At 57.4% G+C, this 17,160-nt stretch carries 11 protein-coding genes and 3 pseudogenes; 11 read left to right on the top strand and 3 right to left on the bottom strand.

All coding sequences use genetic code 11. From position 1 onward, the window contains the following. Positions 1-253 precede the first annotated feature (253 nt). Positions 254-721 carry an Lrp/AsnC family transcriptional regulator gene (locus tag EJ076_RS01545; RefSeq protein ID WP_063169330.1) on the bottom strand — a complete coding sequence of 156 codons (468 nt, stop codon included), beginning with the start codon at positions 719-721 and terminating at the stop codon, positions 254-256. An 844-nt stretch (positions 722-1,565) separates the two neighbouring features. Between EJ076_RS01545 and EJ076_RS01540 the strand changes: the two genes are divergently transcribed. The 9 genes and pseudogenes from EJ076_RS01540 to EJ076_RS35960 all read left to right on the top strand — a co-directional run bounded on the left by EJ076_RS01540 (position 1,566) and on the right by EJ076_RS35960 (position 11,857). Further along, a complete protein-coding gene (locus tag EJ076_RS01540) occupies positions 1,566-2,744 on the top strand; it encodes an aminotransferase class V-fold PLP-dependent enzyme (RefSeq protein ID WP_063169329.1) in 1,179 nt (392 codons plus the stop codon). Between the two features lie 36 nt (positions 2,745-2,780). Beyond that, a complete protein-coding gene (locus EJ076_RS01535; RefSeq protein ID WP_063169328.1) occupies positions 2,781-3,929 on the top strand; it encodes a M20 family metallopeptidase in 1,149 nt (382 codons plus the stop codon). A gap of 401 nt (positions 3,930-4,330) precedes the next feature. Further along, positions 4,331-5,509: a Xaa-Pro peptidase family protein gene (locus tag EJ076_RS01530; RefSeq protein ID WP_063169327.1), complete on the top strand. Its 1,179-nt coding sequence runs from the start codon at positions 4,331-4,333 to the stop codon at positions 5,507-5,509. Between the two features lie 973 nt (positions 5,510-6,482). After that, positions 6,483-7,961 carry an NAD-dependent succinate-semialdehyde dehydrogenase gene (locus EJ076_RS01525; RefSeq protein WP_063169326.1) on the top strand — a complete coding sequence of 493 codons (1,479 nt, stop codon included), beginning with the start codon at positions 6,483-6,485 and terminating at the stop codon, positions 7,959-7,961. Between the two features lie 13 nt (positions 7,962-7,974). Beyond that, positions 7,975-9,378 (top strand): aspartate aminotransferase family protein, encoded by a 1,404-nt coding sequence (locus tag EJ076_RS01520; RefSeq protein WP_063169325.1) that lies wholly within the window; start codon positions 7,975-7,977, stop codon positions 9,376-9,378. 145 nt (positions 9,379-9,523) lie between these two features. Further along, entirely contained in the window at positions 9,524-10,417 is an 894-nt protein-coding gene (locus EJ076_RS01515) for a polysaccharide deacetylase (RefSeq protein ID WP_224570030.1), read from the top strand. 739 nt (positions 10,418-11,156) lie between these two features. Then, positions 11,157-11,354, top strand: a complete 198-nt coding sequence (locus tag EJ076_RS35970) for an SDR family oxidoreductase (protein ID WP_063169323.1) — start codon at positions 11,157-11,159, stop codon at positions 11,352-11,354. Positions 11,355-11,381: 27 nt separating this feature from the next. Beyond that, positions 11,382-11,663 (top strand): annotated as a pseudogene (locus EJ076_RS35965) (SDR family NAD(P)-dependent oxidoreductase); the annotation flags it as partial. After that, positions 11,651-11,857 carry an SDR family oxidoreductase gene (locus EJ076_RS35960; protein ID WP_199489648.1) on the top strand — a complete coding sequence of 69 codons (207 nt, stop codon included), beginning with the start codon at positions 11,651-11,653 and terminating at the stop codon, positions 11,855-11,857. The pseudogene EJ076_RS35965 and the gene EJ076_RS35960, both read left to right, overlap by 13 nt. Positions 11,858-12,257: 400 nt before the next feature. Here EJ076_RS35960 and EJ076_RS35585 read toward each other — a convergent pair. Continuing rightward, positions 12,258-12,424 (bottom strand): annotated as a pseudogene (locus EJ076_RS35585) (IS21 family transposase); the annotation flags it as partial. Positions 12,425-13,005: 581 nt separating this feature from the next. On the opposite strand from EJ076_RS35585, the gene EJ076_RS01495 reads away from it, so the two are divergent. Then, on the top strand, positions 13,006-14,661 hold the full coding sequence (locus EJ076_RS01495; RefSeq protein WP_063169321.1) for an MFS transporter: 1,656 nt from the start codon (positions 13,006-13,008) through the stop codon (positions 14,659-14,661). A 269-nt stretch (positions 14,662-14,930) separates the two neighbouring features. Continuing rightward, positions 14,931-15,317 (top strand): annotated as a pseudogene (locus tag EJ076_RS01490) (transposase); the annotation flags it as partial. Between the two features lie 505 nt (positions 15,318-15,822). Here EJ076_RS01490 and EJ076_RS01485 read toward each other — a convergent pair. Then, complete coding sequence (locus EJ076_RS01485) at positions 15,823-17,040, bottom strand: serine hydrolase (RefSeq protein WP_063169320.1); 1,218 nt, start codon at positions 17,038-17,040, stop codon at positions 15,823-15,825. Positions 17,041-17,160 lie beyond the last annotated feature (120 nt).

Here is a 17,160-nt window from a genome sequence, read left to right as displayed (position 1 = left end):
GACCGACAATCCTGAATTCCGCTCCGCCCAGAATGTAGCAAGTGCCAAAGAGCTTGGTTGCGCGAAGGGCGCCTTGGTCCCGCAGAATATCATCGTTTTTTGGTCATTGGCGCATAACACCTGCAGGCTGAGAGGAGGTGCCCTGGTATATATGCGGGACCATTCAAAATAGGACAGCCGACATTCAGAAGTGCGGGACAACTGCGACCCGCGGAAGGCGCGTGGTGGTTGCCTGGGCGGGCTCTTTTGAAGGCTACTCTTCAGCAATTGGCAGAGCAAACGACGCCTTGATCCGATCCATTACAACGATTGTCTTGAACCCCTTTACTTCAAGATGTTCGTAAAAAAAACGACGGGTAAACGCCTCGTACTCGGCCATGTCCTGAGCAGAGACCGTAATAATAAAATCCGCTTCACCCGTAACGTAGTAAGCGTTCATGATCTCAGGCGTCCGCCGAATTGCCTGCTTGAAACGATCGATGATATCGGCGCGATCGCGCTCGAGAGTGATGGATACCAGCAGGAGCAGGGGCCGACCGACGGCTTCCGGTGAAACTATGGCAACGTCCGCTTCGATGACGCCAGCGTCTCGAAGTCGCTTTAATCTCCGCTGACAAGCGGTAGCCGATAGTCCGGCAAGTTCGCCCAATTCCTCTGTCGTAAGGCGATTGTTGCGCTGCACGACGTTGAGAATCTTCCGGTCAATTCGATCCAGATCCATTCACAATCTCTGCTCATGATGATATCGGCCAATGCCAAGGCCGCCAGTCCGTACGTCCAAAATGTAGCAAGTGCCAAACGCCCTCTCGGCGCTAAAGTCGGTCCAAGTCGCAGAAAATCGGCGTTTCTTTCGCCATCTGCGCACAATACCGGCATAGTATAACTATCTGAGGGGTGCCGCTGAATCGATGGGCGTTGCTGGTGAGCAGTTGCGGGCCAGCGCAAGAACGGCAGATTCGATCGGGTGGGGGCGATCCCCGGTCGAAAAGATCCTACCGATCTCGTTGCTCAGGCGCAGAAAACATGAGTTGCAGCACGCTCGCATCAGTTCGAGGCAAGCGTGTTAGGGAGCGACATCACCAAGGGTGTCGGCGTTGCAGCATAAATCGGAGACCATGAGAGTCAGGCTATGAACCGGCCCCGGCTTTCGGATGCCTTACGGCCCTCGCGCGTCGGCCGCGAGTGAACTATGATCCGCATGGGTGTGGGGCTGGAGGAGAAGGTCGTCGGCTCAGTCAGGCTAACGTCGCTCCAAGCACTGGTAAGAAGCCCTATCCGCGGTCTGAGAATTACCCAAATTGATCTCTCGTGAGGCAGTTGTTGCAGCTGCATTCCGTCGAGACGCTTCAGTGATCCGCGAGAATGGCTCGCGATCTCTGCGTGAATCGCGGTTTGGCGCAGGAATGCGGCGTGGGAGACCGAATGTTAGACCAAAGTCGGCACGAGCACCGTGTAAAATGGGCAGGTCAGCGCAGACCAGTCTGGCGGCATTCTTACCCTTGCCGGAACGATCGCCTGAACAAGGTAGCTCAACCGCCGTCCGCACTCCCAGGAGAGAAAGCCATATGCTTCCCTTGGACATCCTCCGAAAGGAGTTTCCAGCCACAGCAAACGCCATCTACATGGATGTCGCGAACCAGGGCCTCATATCAAGCACAACATTGGCTTCAATCGAGCCTCATTTGAACAATCGGCTGCATGGCCTAAACGACGAAGAAAGAATGCTCGAACACGTCGAGCGTACTCGCGCTAGGTTCGCACAATTTATCAATTCAGATCACGATGAAATTGCAATTACCAAGAATGCATCGGAAGGCATCAACATCATCGCTAATGCGATCGATTGGAGAGATGGAGACAACGTCGTTCTATGCCCAAAATTGGAACACGCAAATAATATCTTGCCATGGATTCAGATCAGAGACCGCTACAATGTCGAGTTGCGAGTCGTAGAGCCGGATAACGGCTCAATTCCCCCTGATGCATTCGTAAAGGCGATTGATTCTCATACCCGCGTTGTTGCCTTGGCGACGGTGACGATGGTTCCGGGGTTTCGGACCGTCATGGAGCAGATATCCGAAGCCTGTAGGCACTACGGTGCATTTCTTTTGGCGGACGCGACGCAATCTGTTGGGATACTCCACACCGACGTCAATCGACTTGGCGTAGACGGTGTAGCAGTGTCCACTGTGAAGGGTTTGATGGGTCTTTATGGATCGGGTTTTTTATATTGCCGTAAAGAATGGGCCGATCGGCTGAGCCCGGCCTATCTTGCGCGCTTCAGCGTAGATTTCGGAAACGCGCCAGAATCAGCTCCGGTACCTAGTTTTGTAAAGTTGCGCTCTGGCGCGCCCCGCTTTGATATCGGGCATTACAACTTCCCTGGCATGTTGGCTGCATATGCATCAATGGGCCAGCTACTTGATATCGGAACCGAGGCGATCGACCAGAGCGTTACCTCACTCGCAAAACGTATGGCCACTGGTCTCTTAGATATCGGGCTTCCGGTCTGCGGCGGGCCACCAGGCGCTCACACTGGAAGTATCGTAGCCGTTGGCGATTCCAGCGATCTTGTTGAAGGGCGCCCAGTCGACGCCCGCATTCGGTCGCTTCACGAGCATTTCACGAAGAACGGGGTAATCGTCTCAATACGCAGAGGCATGCTCCGGTTTTCCCTGCATCTTTACAACACCGCCGATGAAGTCGATCGCGTAATCAATCTGGCCAAGAGCTGGTCGAAGTAAGAGCGACACGGCTAGTTCATGCACACAGGAGAGTACATGTCGACCCAGAGCGCCGAGACTATCGGACTTCTCCAAGATCTTATAAAGATCGAGAGCATCAATCCATCGCTGTCGCCAAAAGGTAGTGGAGAGCAAGGTGTAGCCAAGTTCCTCGAGGGTTTTTGCAAGGAGCGGAAGCTGGCTTACGGGATACAGGAGGTGGCCGATGGTCGCTCGAATTTCCTGACCTGGGTACCTGGGAAAGAACCCGATAGGCGTATTCTATTCATTGCTCATATGGATACCGTTCCTATCGATAGGTGGGAATCAGATCCATTCTCGGGTGAGCAACGGGACGGGCGAATATATGGGCGAGGTAGCTGCGACACAAAAGGCTCACTTGCAGCTATGTTGATTGCGCTTAGCTCACTTGGTGAACGGCAGCCCCGGGCCACGGTTGTTGTGGCAGCCAGCATTGACGAAGAGTACCGCAAACTTGGCGCCCGCGCTATAGCCGATTCCGGTGTCGCTTATGAGGGTGCGGTAGTCGGTGAACCCACCGAATTAGAGCTCGTTGTAGCTCACATGGGTTCTGTCCGCTGGCAAATCGAGGTTCAGGGTGTACCGGCTCATACGTCGAAGCCTCATCTCGGAGTGAACGCGATCACGGGCATGGCCAAGGTGGTATTGGCACTTGATGAGCACCATCGATCCCTTGTGTCTCGGGCGCAGCACCCATTGGTAGGGTCATCACAGCTGACCGTGAGCCTCATCGAAGGAGGTTTGGAACTTACCACTGTACCGCCGGTATGCCGTATCTGGGTCGATCGGCGTCTCATACCCGGGGAGCGGCCGCAGGACGCGTTGGCGGAGGTAGAAAGCATACTGGAAGGCCTTCGCCAGGGCGAAGACAAGATCAATGTTCGGTCATTGCTTCCCGCATTGGAAGACCCGCCTCCAATCAGTTCCGGGTCGAGCAAAATTGCAGCAGTCGCAGGAGCGGCTTGTGCCCACGTCGCGGGGACCGGAGAGCAGAAGGGAGCCACCGGCGGCTCGGATGCAAATCAGCTGTCATTGGCTGGGATCCCGTGTGTGATTATCGGACCCGGGCGTACTGCCCAAGCCCATACGAACAACGAGTTCGTTGAAATCGATCAACTGACCAAGGCTGCTGATTTGTACCAGAGAATCATGCTCACATATTAGGAGTGGCCGGCCTGATGGGGGTGCTCAAACCCCGTCCATTGGGCCGCGGACGCCCCGGATGCTGCATGAGCGTGGCGGCCGCAACGTCCCGATCTTCGCTGGTCTCGTCGGCGCTTCCCACGTAGATCTTGCCGCCCGTGCTTGAAATTCTGTTGCGACAGGCAGAGTGCGTCTTCACCATAGGGAGGGCATGATCTTCCACCGGAGACGCAGAGCCACCGAAAATTTGGCGCTCATATGCGGATAACGTACGGCAAGTGCCTAGGAAATGCAGATTTTCCGCGACAAGAAGAAATCCTCGGGGAAAACAGCCTCTTGTGACGTGATACGAAGAGAAAGTATGCGGACAGGACGAATGCCTGATCCGTTCGAGGAATGCCTGTTTTGAAGGACTCGACGAGATGAAATATGAGAAGCCATTTCCGCCCGAGGAGTTTCGGCGTCGTGTTCATGACGTGAAGCAGCGGATGGAGCGAGCGGGGCTGGACTTGCTGATCTGCCAGGATCCCGCGAATATGTATTGGCTTACCGGCTTTGACGGCTATTCGTTCTACGTGCCTCAGGTGGTCTTAGTGCATCTCCAGTCGGACATGCCCCTCTGGTTCGGACGTTTCGTCGATGTAAATTCCGCTTATATAACGACGGATCTGCCTAGAGAAAATATAAGCTCATTTTCCGATCATAGACTTCAACATCCAGAATTACATCCATTTGACGATCTTTGCGAGCTTATCAATTCGCGCGGCTGGGGATCTGATCGAATCGGTGTCGAGCTTAACGCCCACTTCTATACTGCCCGAGCACATCAACATCTCGTCAAAGGCCTTCCGAATGCAAAATTCTCTGATAGCCGCGAATTAGTCAATTGGGCACGGCTTATAAAATCTGACCTTGAACTAGTCTACATGAGAGAAGCGGGCCACCTTGCAACGCATACGATGCAGACGGCAATCGCTAACCTAAGGCCTGGAGTGCCGCAACATGAGGTCGTCGCGGAGGTGTACCGGGCCCAGACACGAGGGGTGGACGGTAAATATGGCGACTCTAGCGGTCCTCCTCTTATCCAGACTAGCGAACAAACGAACGCTCCGCACCTCAGTTGGACCGAGGAGCCCTTGCCGACCTCTGGCCTGGTTCTCATGGAGTTCGGCGCCACCCGACGCCGCTACTGTGCGCCGCTGTGCCGCACCGTCCACATCGGAAAGCCACCCGCAGAGGTCTCGCGTCTTGCTGAGGTTATAGTGGAAGGCGGGGATGCTGTGCTCGAGATGGCAAAGCCTGGTACCGTCGTTGAGGAGCTTAATGCGGTGTGGCAAGATATCCTCAAGCGGAACGGGTATATCAAGATAGGCCGCTCCGGCTATTCAATCGGACTCAACTTCCCGCCGGAATGGGGCGAACGCACGGTTAGTATTCGCGCGGGCGACAAGACCATCCTACAACCAGGAATGTGCTTCCATTTTCAGTCGGGGGTTAGGCTCGAAGGGTTCGGCGCCGCCATCTCTGAATCATTTATTGTAACCGAAAGGGGCGGTGAGCGATTGGCAGATGTTGATCGCCGCTTGATCGTCGTGGACTAGGTGATTTGGATGTGACCCAAATCGTTTTGCGATCTCACTGGGTCCGTTCGAAGCCGGTTGAAATTTGTTTCTGCGGCGAGCGGATGAACGGATCTAGCTTAAGGACGGCGCTGTCTGAGAGGTGCGGCATGCCCAACCTCTGGGACAGGAGAATCTCGCCTAGCACATGAGTTCTCTGCATCAGCGGAGATTAAGATCCGTAGGCCGAAATGAGCCACCTGTGACGCGAGCGCGGCGTGAACGTTGCCCCATTCTACAAATGCGCGGATGACGCAAGAGGACTTAGCTTTTGAGGAGCATTGAGGACGAGTTTACGCGCGCCTGAAGCGGGCTCTTGCCAACCCTGCGCGCCGGTGGGAACGCGAGTATGGTCCGCCCCGTCCGTGCAACACGTCGCGACATCAGCACACGTTGTTCCCGATAGATGGCTCGGCAGCGAAGCTCGCCTTTTGCCCGGGGCTCGCTTCATCCTTTTCTGCTGTTTCGTGCGACTTCACCACTTCACCAAGTGAATGTCTGGGTTATCGCGGGGACCTCAATTTCGGGACCCCAAGACCTCCTTCCGAATGAAGTCGTCCGCGATGCCATCGTGTCTGAAGCGGTCGCGGTCACCCTGCACAGTGCCGGACGAAAGTAGCCTTGCGGCGAGTTCCGTCTAAGATTCGAGGCGGTTGCGCCTGCGTCAGTGCGCCTGATCGGTGTCGGTCGAGAACTTAATGCCACGAGGCCAGATCGGGAACTCGGGATCGGGAGATCGGCGCTGGAACCAACTACTTTCCGCGCCGCCGGCGACCAGCGCGACCTTCGCTCGCGGTCGCTAAGCCTCCTGGCAAGTGAAGTTGTGAGCCGTGTCCAATTCTACGCGAATTGGCTGCTGTTTGCAGGAATGCAGCTAAAGGGGCATCAACTGCGCTGCCGATCGGCGCTGTGGCAGCAATAACCTAAAGGCATCAGCATACCATTGGAGTCTTAGATGAGGGGTACGTCAATCACGGCATTACGCAGGCTCAAACGGCCAGACCTTTTGCGTGGTGATGCGTATCTGAACGGCGCCTGGCTCTCCAAATCAGATACTCTTGCCGTGTTTGATCCTGCCAGCGGTGACGAGATCGCTCAAGTTGCGGCTTGCGCAGACGCCGACGTTGACGACGCGGTCCATTGCGCAAGAGCAGCGTTCCTCAAGTGGCGCGACATGCTTCCGTTACAGCGTGGTGCATATCTGCGGAAATGGGCGGCAGGCATGCGGGAGAGCGCCGAAGACCTGGCTGTCATCATAACGGCCGAGCAAGGAAAACCGATTGCTGAAGCCCGCGGCGAAGTTTCATACGCTGCCGGCTTTTTAGATTGGTTTGCAGGGGAAGGGGAGCGGGCTTACGGCGAAACGATTCCCAGCCATCTCCCCGCAAGCAGGCTGGCCGTGCATTTGCAGCCGATCGGGGTGACTGTCGCCATTACGCCATGGAACTTCCCAGCGGCAATGATCACCAGAAAGGCTGGAGCTGCACTGGCCGCTGGCTGCACAATGATTGTAAAGCCGGCACCCGAAACGCCACTGTCGGCCCTCGCGCTTGCCCGCCTTGCCGGGGATGCTGGCATTCCGCCCGGCGTGTTTCAGGTGATCACGGGCGAAGCTCCGCCACTTGCCAAACGGCTGTTGTTGCATACCCACGTGCGTGCGTTCTCTTTTACGGGCTCCACCGAGGTCGGCAGAATCCTTCTCGAGCAATCCGCGAAGACAGTGAAGAAAGTCTCGCTCGAACTTGGCGGCAATGCTCCTTTCATCCTTTTCGGCGATGCGCCGATCAACGCTGCGGTCGCCGGTTGCATGGCAGCCAAGTTCGCGACATCCGGTCAGGACTGTCTCGCGGCAAACCGGATTTATGTGCAGCGAGAGATTTACGAGCATTTTACGGAAAAATTTGCCGAGGCCACCAGTAAACTAAAGGTCGGGCACGGATTGGAGCCAGGTGTCGACATCGGTCCGATGACAAAGACGTCTGGTGCTGACAAATGCAGGCACCAGGTTTCTGAGGCTCTAGCAGCCGGGGCTCGAATGGTAGCAGGCGCACAGCACAATTCGCTTGGCGGGAACTTCGTCACGCCGGCCGTGCTTGCTAATGTGACCGATGACATGGTGATTGCGAAGGACGAAACGTTTGGACCTGTCGCTGCAATCCTGCCCTTCGACGACGAACGGGAGGTGGTCGCGCGAGCCAACAATTCCGAGATGGGACTTGCGGCCTACGTCTATACCCAAGATCTCAACCGAGCCATGCGGCTCTCCGACCGGCTCGAATATGGCATGGTTGCCGTGAATACTCCAAAATTTACGGGGCCGGGCATTCCGTTCGGCGGCTGGAAACAATCCGGCCTTGGTCGCGAGGGCTCAAGGCACGGTCTTATCGAATATCTCGAACCCAAATACCTCTGCATCGGCAACATCGCGGCCTGAAAGGAAGCATTCAATGACCATCAACATCAAAGAGATCACCGAAAAGGACCGCAACTCGGTCTTGCATCCTTTCACTCAGCTTAAAGATTTCGCCACTGGCAAGCTCGGCGACCCAACGATCGTGGTGACAGGGAAGGGGATCCGCATCCAGGACGCGCATGGCAACCAATTTATCGATGGCTTTGCCGGCCTATACTGCGTCAATGTCGGGTATGGCCGCACGGAAGTCGCCGATGCGATCTCGCGTCAGGCCTATCGCTTGGCGTATTACCACTCCTATGCGGCGCACACGACCGACGAGCTTGCGATCCTCTCCGATCGCCTTGTGAAGATGGCGCCGGGCAAGATGAGCAAGGTGTTCTATGGCATGTCCGGCTCGGATGCGAACGAGACCCAGGCCAAGCTTGTTTGGTACTACAACAACCTGCGTGGCAAGCCGACCAAAAAGAAGATCATCTCCCGTGAACGCGGCTATCACGGCTGCAGCGTCGTGTCGGGCTCGATGACGGGCATGAGCTTTTATCACGACCACATGGACCTGCCACTTCCGCAGATTGTTCACACGGGTGTTCCACATCATTACTGGGGCGCAACCCCGGGCGAAACCGAGCGCGAATTCTCCGCTCGCCGCGCCGCCGAGCTTGATCAGTTGATCGAGCGGCTCGGCCCGGACAACGTCGGCGCCTTCATTGGCGAGCCCGTCCTCGGCACAGGTGGTATCACGCCTCCGCCGGAAGGCTATTGGGAAGCGGTACAGACGGTCCTCAAAAAACATGATGTGCTGCTGATTGCCGATGAAGTGATCACAGGGTTCGGCCGCACCGGTTCCATGTTCGGCTCACAGCACTATGGCATCGAGCCAGACCTCATCACGATCGCTAAAGGTTTGACGTCGGCCTACTTCCCGCTTTCAGCGGCAATCGTCGGTGAGAAGGTGTATAAAGTCCTGGAGGATGGAGCCGACAAGGTCGGGGCATTCTCGCACGGCTACACCTACTCTGGTCATCCGATCGGCGCCGCCGCGGCCAACGCGGTCCTCGATATTGTCGAGAAAGAAGACCTCCCCGGCAATGCGCGTGACGTCGGCGCGTTTTTCCAGGCGCAGTTGCAGGAGAGGTTCGCGCAGTTGCCGATCGTCGGCGAAGTGCGGGGCGTCGGTCTTATGGGCGCAATCGAGTTCGTTGCCGATCGCGACAATCGGAAGCGTTTCGATCCGGCGCTCAAGGTAGGTGCGCGAATCTCGAAGGCCGCCCGTGACCGTGGTCTTATCGCTCGGGCCATGCCGCACGGGGACATTTTGGGCTTTGCTCCGCCGCTGGTTACAACCAAAGCTGAGGCGGAGGAGATTGTTGCAATCGCAGAAAGCGCCGTGCGCTCGGTTATGGATGAGCTTGTTCGCGAGAGTGAGAAAATCTGAATGAGTTGGGCCATCTTGTCGTAATCAAGGCGCAAACTCAAGCGACGGCCTGATCGGCTTGCGGGGCTGCCAGCTGAGCTGGTGCCGCGTTCCGCTCATTGAGTTTTCGGCGGAATTCAATGCAGACACTGCTCAGGAGGAACTGGTGGCCAATTCGACCGCACTCAATCCCTGGGAATGGCCTGAAAGCCATTGGCGGCGGCGCATCAACAAAGTCAGAGCGGGCAAGGCACTAAGACCAATGTGGCCCGGCGGTAAACGCTGTGCCTTCGCCATCTCGTTCGACGTCGATCATGAGTCGAACGAATTGCGCAGGGGAGGGCGATCGCTAAGCAGATTATCCTGGGGTCAGTACGGGAGCCGACGAGGGATGCCTCGGGCTTTGGAACTCTTGAGAAAGTACGACGTTCCGGCGAGTTTTTTCGTTCCCGCTGTGATCGCTCAGTTGTATCCAGACGAGCAACGCGCAGTTGTCGATGAAGGCCATGAAATTGGCATGCACGGCTGGATACACGAGCTAAACTCGGAACTGAGCGCAGAGAGCGAGCGCTCTTTAATGATGAGGAGTGCCGACACTCTTGAAAAAATCACTTCCAAACGCCCGACGGGAATTCGAACGCCTTCCTGGGATTTTTCCGACGCAACTCTACGGATCATACGTGAAACCGGATTGACATACGACTCATCCCTTATGGCCGATGATAGTTGCTATGAGCTGCTGGAAGACGAGGAACCCACGGGAGTGATTGAAATACCGGTCGAATGGATTCGAGACGATGCCACTTATCTTTGGATGAGTCCCGATGGGTCTTCACGGCCAGATTTATCAGTCGACGACGTGCTTTCTGTATTTATTCGGGAGTTCGAAGGGGCCTATCAAGATGCCGATTTATTTCAGCTGACTCTGCATCCACACGTCATTGGATATCGCTCACGGATCTGGATCGTAGAAGAATTAATTCGACGCGCCAAAGCAAAGGGTGACGTTTGGTTCGCCACACATCATCAGGTCGCCGAGCGTGCGTCCTCATGTCTCTGAAAACTCTCAGACAGGAACGCCGGTAGAGTGCGGTGTTCTTGGGGCGGCGCAAGCCGTCCTGCGCCTCGACCGTTGCGGCGGTCACCAATGGATTTGGAATGACGCGGATCATCCGCTGTCCGGTATTCGCTTTCAGAGCGGGTACAGTGGGAGTTCTTATCTTGGAGGAGGACTACAATCTTGATTGACACGACCTTTGCCGGAAAAACGGTGCTGATTACCGGCGGGTGGCGCGCTTGGCCCGGCCAGTGCCAAACTGCTGGCGGCGGGTGGAGCGGATTTGGTGTTGGCTGACCTGTCGCAAGAGGCTCTGGACCAAACTCTGGCCGCCTGTCCTGGTGCCCGTTGAGTTGTCTGCGACGTGACCGATCCGGCGATGCTGGAAGGGCTGGTCGACCTCGCCCGCGAGAGCTTTGGCCGGCCGGTTGAGGGCTTGGTCGCGGCCGCTGGCATTACGGTGCGATGAAGCGGCTGATAGACGTGAAGGGTACGAAGCCATGTTCAGCTTCAACGTCGGGGCCATTTGGCGAATCTGCAAGCTGCATCCCGCAGATGCGCGAGCTTGGCCGCGGATCGGTGGTGCTCTTCAGCTCGACTGCTGGTCTGCAGGCCTCGAAGGACGTGCCGATCTATTCGGTGACCAAGGCGGCGGTTGTGATGATGACTCGCACGCTGGCGCTGAACCACGCGGCAGAAATATCCGCGCAAACTGTGTCTGCCCCGGAACCATCGCCAGCCGTTGGCCGAGGCCGGCGTCGCCTTCGCCCGGGGAGAAGCGGCACAGGTCGAGCGCCGGACGAAGATCATCGCTGCGCATCCGATGGGCCGAATGGGGTTGCCGTCCGAGGTGGCGACAGCTGTCGGCTATCTGCTGGACGATGCGGCGGGCTTCACCATCGGCGCCGCGCTTACGGTCGACGGAGGCAGCCTTGCCTAAGCTCCGGTCAGAAACACTGTCGTCGTCACCGGCGCGGCGCGCGGGATCGGTGCCGCAACAGCGGCGTGGCTTGGCTCGGAAGAGGCGTGGGTGTTGCTAGTGGATGTTCTGGATAAAGTGCACGACACAGCTGCGGGCCTTGGCCAGACGGCGCTCGTCTGCGATCTGGCCATGCCCGACGCCGCAGGGCGGGTTCTGGCCGCCTTGGATGCCGCAAGGATCGAGACGCTCGACGTCCTCGTGAACAATGCCGGCATTGGCGGTTCGAAGTCGCTCGCCGATACTGACGATGCCTTTTGTTCCCGCTGATCGATATCAACTTGCGTGCAGTCATCAGCCTGACCCGCGAGTTGCGGCCGCGGATGCGCCAGCCGGGCGGGCGGATCATTAATGTCAGCTCGATCCTCGGGCTTACGGGCTATCCCGGAACGGTAGGCTATTCGGTGGCCAAGGCCGGGATCGCGTATCTCACGCTCCAGCAGGCCGGCGAGCAGGGCCTGTAGGGTATAACCGTGAATGCGGTGGCGCCCGGCGTGGTCCCCACCGACATGACTCGAGCGCTGCACGTACGCAGCTACCAACGCCTGATGGTCGCGCCAATCCGCTCGAGCGCGTCTCCTCGCCGGAGGAGCAGGCGGCGGTGATCGCCTTCCTGCTTCGGACGACGCGTTCTACGTCTCGGGCGCAGTGATCCCCGTCGACGGCGGCTCCCGCCTGTCACAGTAGAGAAGAATAGCGCAATTTAAGCCTATACACAGGATGGCCCTGCAATTCCCGGATGCAGACCGACTCTGCCGGTAACCGGTTCCGGTGGTCGATCCTGTTAGCGGCGCCATTACCCGGCGCACATTTGATCGCGGTGGTGGGCAAGTTGAATTTACCCTTCGCGCGCTTCCCAGCGATCAATATGGCAGTGTCGTACTGCTCGGTCATTGTCGCAACGGTCGCGTTCAGCGTCGGCGCGAACCACAGCGCCTTGGCCACACCAGGTTGTAGCAGACGGATCGCCTCAGTGACCCGCCGAAGAAGCTGAGGCCGTCAATCCAGTCGGGCAGCTTTTGAGTCAGAGTTGGCAAAGGCTGCTCGAACTGAACGACTGTTGAGGAAAGCCTTTGCAGGCGCGGCGGGCGCGAGCACCGCGGGGAGCCGCAAAAAGGCACGCGGAGAGCTCTGCTGAGGCTGCAGTCAACTCAGCGTCCTTGGGAGCATATTGAAGTAGTATTTGCCCATCTCTCCCTGTTATGGCGATTTGAGAAGCAAAAAGCCCGTTCAGCGTTTAGCTTGGAGAATGTGCCCACTGCACTGCTCGCCCGCGAATCACCGATATTATGCAGATTTAGGAGCTCGACGCCGATCTCCTGCATTTGTTGGCGAGGATTGCTGGAAGAGTACCCATTCAATGCACTAAAATCCTGGAGTGGTCTGATCCTCATATTGTAAGTGTAGGCTGGCCTGATGCGGCTGGTTCCAAGTCTTCACAAAGGTTCCAACTACGCCTCCTCCCAAGGCGCATCGGCCCGGCAGCGAGTTCAATCTCCTGCCGGGCGTTGTAACTATTTGCGCACATTGGCCGATTCGGACCTTCAACGGGTTGGGCGGCTGCTGGCTGTCGGAGCAATGTAAAACTGGCTCATAGGCAAGAGTTAGATTGATGAGCAGTCTTGCGGACCAAGTCGCCGATCCAAATTCGCCAGGAGCATTTGCGCCCCTCAGAAATCCGAGCTTTCGTTCAATCTGGTTCGCCACGCAGGTCAGCTCGCTCGGCTGGTTGATGCAGACTGTTGCCATCAGCTGGCTGATGGCTACGATTTCGACTTCCGATCTGATGGTCGCGCTGGTTCAGGCTTCTTCAAACCTGCCAGCGTTCATCTTATCCGTCTTCGCCGGGGCCTTGGCTGATAATTTCAGCCGGCGCCGGGTCATGTTCGCCGGCCGGTGCCTTATGGTATTGGCATCTGCGATGCTGACGGCTTTTGTGGTGCTGGGCTTTGTCGATCCGTGGATGATCCTCGGCTTCAGCTTCTTGATCGCATGCGGCGGCGCTCTCCACGATCCAGCCTGGCAGGCCTCGGTTGGCGATATGGTGAACCGACGCGACGTTCCCGCCGCCGTCACGCTCCTCTCCGTTGGCTTCAACACTGTTCGGACCGTAGGCCCGGCGCTCGGTGGCATAGTAGTTGCCTCTTTTGGGCTGATGACGGCTTTCGCCGTAACCAGTCTTACCTATCTGGTCCCTTTGGTAACCATATGGCGCTGCAAGTGGATGGTTCGCTCATCACCTCTCCCACGTGAGTCGATGAGGACGGCGATCTATGACGGGCTACGCTTCACGGCGATGTCGTCGGAGATTAAGACGGCGATCACTCGCGGAACCCTCTTTGGTCTGGCGAGCATCGCCATTCTCGCGCTGCTGCCGCTGGTTGTCCGCGACCAGCTGGGAGGCGGACCGCTCGCCTATGGCACGCTCATGGCCGGATTCGGGACAGGCGCCGTCTTCGCCGGCATCTCGAACAGCGTGTTCAGACGGAGCTTGTCACAAGAGCGGCTGATGACGCTCGCATGCGTCGCCTGCGCGGCATGCTCCCTTTCGCTTGCGCTGACTTCTTCGATTGCAGTGGCGGCAATTGCACTCGCCATGGGTGGCGCGGGCTGGGTCACCGCCTGGTCCGGGGTCGGCGTGACCGTGCAACTGGCAAGCCCGCGCTGGGTCGTGGGGCGCACCATCTCGATTTACTATGCATTGATCGATGGCGGCATCGCAGCGGGCAGTTGGGTGTGGGGCACGGTGGCCCAGAACCATTCACTGACCTTGGCACTGGAGGGCTCCGCTGGAGCCCTTCTGCTGGTCGCCGCCACGGGCCTCCTGTTTCCCCTTCGCGAGCGCCGCGAATCCGATCCAGATGCTTTGGAGGACTTCGACGCACCGGCAGTCGCCCTCAATCTCAAGCCAAGAAGCGGTCCCATCGTGGTCAAAGTCGAGTACCTAGTGCCCGAGGAAAATCGCGAAGCATTCCTGGAACTCATGCGGGCGCGCCGGCATGTGCACAGTCGCGTCGGCGCTCGTCATTGGACTCTCCAGCGCAACCTTCAGGAGCCTATGCAATGGATAGAGACATTCCGCACGCCGACCTGGACCGACTACCTTCGCCTGAACCATCGTCTCACGGAAGCAGACAAGGAATTGGGTAAACAAGTGCTGAAATTGCATGCAGGACAGCTTCCGCCTAAAATCATGCTTTTTATCGAGCGACCAACAAGCTCGGCCCTAAAGTCCGATGAATCAGCACGTTATTTTCTCCGACACTGACTCTTCGAGGTTAACCCCTTGTATCTGCACGCAGAGGACTTTGTGCGATGGAAGCGACTGAGCCTCGAACCGGATGGCCATCCGGTTCGAAGCAAGGCGAAGTCGCCCGACACCCCTCCGGCCACAACCGTGGGTGAGCCTGGGATCTTCGCCTTCGTCACGTACGACCGAATAGTCGCTTGGCTCCAATCGCACGCACAAGGCAGGTTACCGTGAACAAGACTATCTGTGGAGTGGATGTTTCGAAAGACTGGCTCGATACCCATGTCGTGCCGAGCGGAGCGGCGGGCCGCTTTCGCAACGATGCGGCAGGCATAGCCGAGCTTGCTGCCTGGTGTTAGGTCAATGGTGTCGAGCTCGTCGTCATGGAGGCCAGTGGCGGCTACGAACGGCTTCCCTTCCTGCTGTCGTGGGAGTTGGGAGTAGCCTGCGGCATGGCCAATGCGAGGAGCGTACGCTGATTCGCCGAGGCGATGGGCTTCCTGGAGAAGACCGACAGGATCGACGCCGCCGTCATCGCCCGCTATAGCGAGGTCAAACGGCTGCAGCCGACGCTGCCGCCGAGCGCGGCCCAGCAGCGGCTCAAGGCGCTGGTCGCCCGGCTTTCCCAGGTAACCGCCGATCTCACCGTCCAGAAGCAGCGCAAGAGCGCTGCCACTGATGCCGATACCATTGCCTGCGTATTCCGATGAAGCCGGCCACCGATTCCGATTTGAAGCCGGCCAGTCATTCCGATTTCATTCCGGCCAGCATTCCGATTTGAAGGCGGCCATTTTTCGGTCTGATCCTGGGTCTCGTTGATGTTTGGGTTGGGTTTTGTTTCAGGTCAAGCTGACGGATAAGCCCGAAAGCGGCACCATGCAAGAATACAATAGGTCCACCGGTTCCATTCTCGCAATACAAAGTCGCGACGGCCCCAATCAATATGCAATGTTCGGTGATCATTGTTTCCTCAGCAAAAGCGAGCCAGATCGGTCTGCATTATGCATATGGGAAGCGAGGCTTCTGGTATTTACTTCATAAGCGTAGCAGCGTCTACAGGCCTTTTGCGCCAATTGCCCCCTAGCCGAACGCAGGAATTCGGCGTAGGCGCCCCAGTTCTTCAACCGCGAATTTGCAGGAAATTCCTAAACAAGCGCGGTGACCGTCTAGTGCATCAAGTTACGCGCGGAGCATCCTCCCCAATGCCTGCATCTGCGGCCTTCTAATCCGATCAATGTGGTCGCAAGCGGGGTGCGACCCGAAGCGCGCAATCACCATCTCCGCCTTTGGCGCTATGTACAGGTTCTGGCCGTAAAGGCCCCGACCTTCAATAGCATCAAGCTCGTCGTGTGATACCCACCATTGGCTTCGGTATGTATAGCCGAATGGGAGGTCCGGCTTGGCGGGGTGGTCGAGATCTTGAAGGTCGTAGACAACACTCGCGGGAACCAGTTGCTTGCCATTACACGAGCCTTCACATCGCATCAGCTCGCCGAAACGCGCCAAGTCGCGCAACGTCACATTGAGTCCGCTATGCGCCCTCGGCATACCGTTTGTCGGGTCGATCTCGACATAGGCGTCTTCTTCGCAGCCCAGTGGCAACCATAAGCGCTCCTCCAACAGTTGTGCGAACGACCGGCCCGTTGCGCGCGACATAACCCAAGCCATAACATTGGTATCGACGCCTTTGTAGACAAATTTGCCGTGCGCCCCTTCCTTTCGTATGGTACGCAGGTATTCGCATCTATATGACTTGTCTACACTTGTGTAATCTTCAGTAAAAGCAACGTTAGTTTGCATGTCCATGACTTGGCGGAGCGTTGCATCTTCCCACCCTGTACCTCGTAATTCCGGCACAAACTGCGATATTGTCTTCCTGTCGTCGAGAATGCCCTCATGCACCAACGCCGCGGCTAGGGTGCCCGCATACGATTTGGTGATTGACTGACACGAATGTTGTACGTGCGGCGCGAGTGCGCCGAAGTATCGTTCGTATATGATCCGCCCCCGATGCAGGACCAAAATGCCGTCGGTGTAGGTGTCGAATAGCGCCTCCTCGAACCGGTTGGTGCGGTCGTCCATGTCGACGAACGTGAGCCCATCGATTTCGGTAGACCTGTTGCTGCACTCAAGCTGCGACGGTCCGCCCCGCCCTCGCCACACTTGGACTGTGGGCCGCAGCTCACGCATATGCGATAGCGACCAGCGAAGCTGAGGAAAGGTCCAAACAGTTTCATTCTCGAATGTTACACGCTTGTCTGGCGGCGGCGGCGCACCGCGCATCCAGCCAAATTCGCGAGGATCCGATGCACGGCCGTCCAGGTATTGCTGTCCGTCGAATTCGAGTACGCTCTCCGACGCGTTACCGACGGTTTGCCGTTGTTTGAATTCTGTCATACATGGGATCCAATTTCATGCCTAGGCGCCCCCGGCGCCAGCTGGCTATCGAGAGTTGCGACCCAACCTCGGGAGTTCGGACTGGACTAAATCACAACATGTTATGATCATAGCAGCGGC

It is taken from the genome of Mesorhizobium sp. M7D.F.Ca.US.005.01.1.1, from assembly GCF_003952545.1.
GTDB lineage: Bacteria > Pseudomonadota > Alphaproteobacteria > Rhizobiales > Rhizobiaceae > Mesorhizobium > Mesorhizobium loti.
Note: the sequence above shows the minus strand (reverse complement) of the source record. Positions and strands in the feature narration are given on the sequence as shown.

Excerpts from the sequence above, each read along its gene's own strand:
- EJ076_RS01485 (WP_063169320.1), bottom strand. The coding sequence starts at position 17,040 with ATGACAGAATTCAAACAACGGCAAACCGTCGGTAACGCGTCGGAGAGC.
- EJ076_RS01540 (WP_063169329.1), top strand. The coding sequence starts at position 1,566 with ATGCTTCCCTTGGACATCCTCCGAAAGGAGTTTCCAGCCACAGCAAAC.
- EJ076_RS01520 (WP_063169325.1), top strand. The coding sequence starts at position 7,975 with ATGACCATCAACATCAAAGAGATCACCGAAAAGGACCGCAACTCGGTC.
- EJ076_RS01525 (WP_063169326.1), top strand. The coding sequence starts at position 6,483 with ATGAGGGGTACGTCAATCACGGCATTACGCAGGCTCAAACGGCCAGAC.
- EJ076_RS01545 (WP_063169330.1), bottom strand. The coding sequence starts at position 721 with ATGGATCTGGATCGAATTGACCGGAAGATTCTCAACGTCGTGCAGCGC.
- EJ076_RS01530 (WP_063169327.1), top strand. The coding sequence starts at position 4,331 with ATGAAATATGAGAAGCCATTTCCGCCCGAGGAGTTTCGGCGTCGTGTT.
- EJ076_RS01495 (WP_063169321.1), top strand. The coding sequence starts at position 13,006 with ATGAGCAGTCTTGCGGACCAAGTCGCCGATCCAAATTCGCCAGGAGCA.
- EJ076_RS01535 (WP_063169328.1), top strand. The coding sequence starts at position 2,781 with ATGTCGACCCAGAGCGCCGAGACTATCGGACTTCTCCAAGATCTTATA.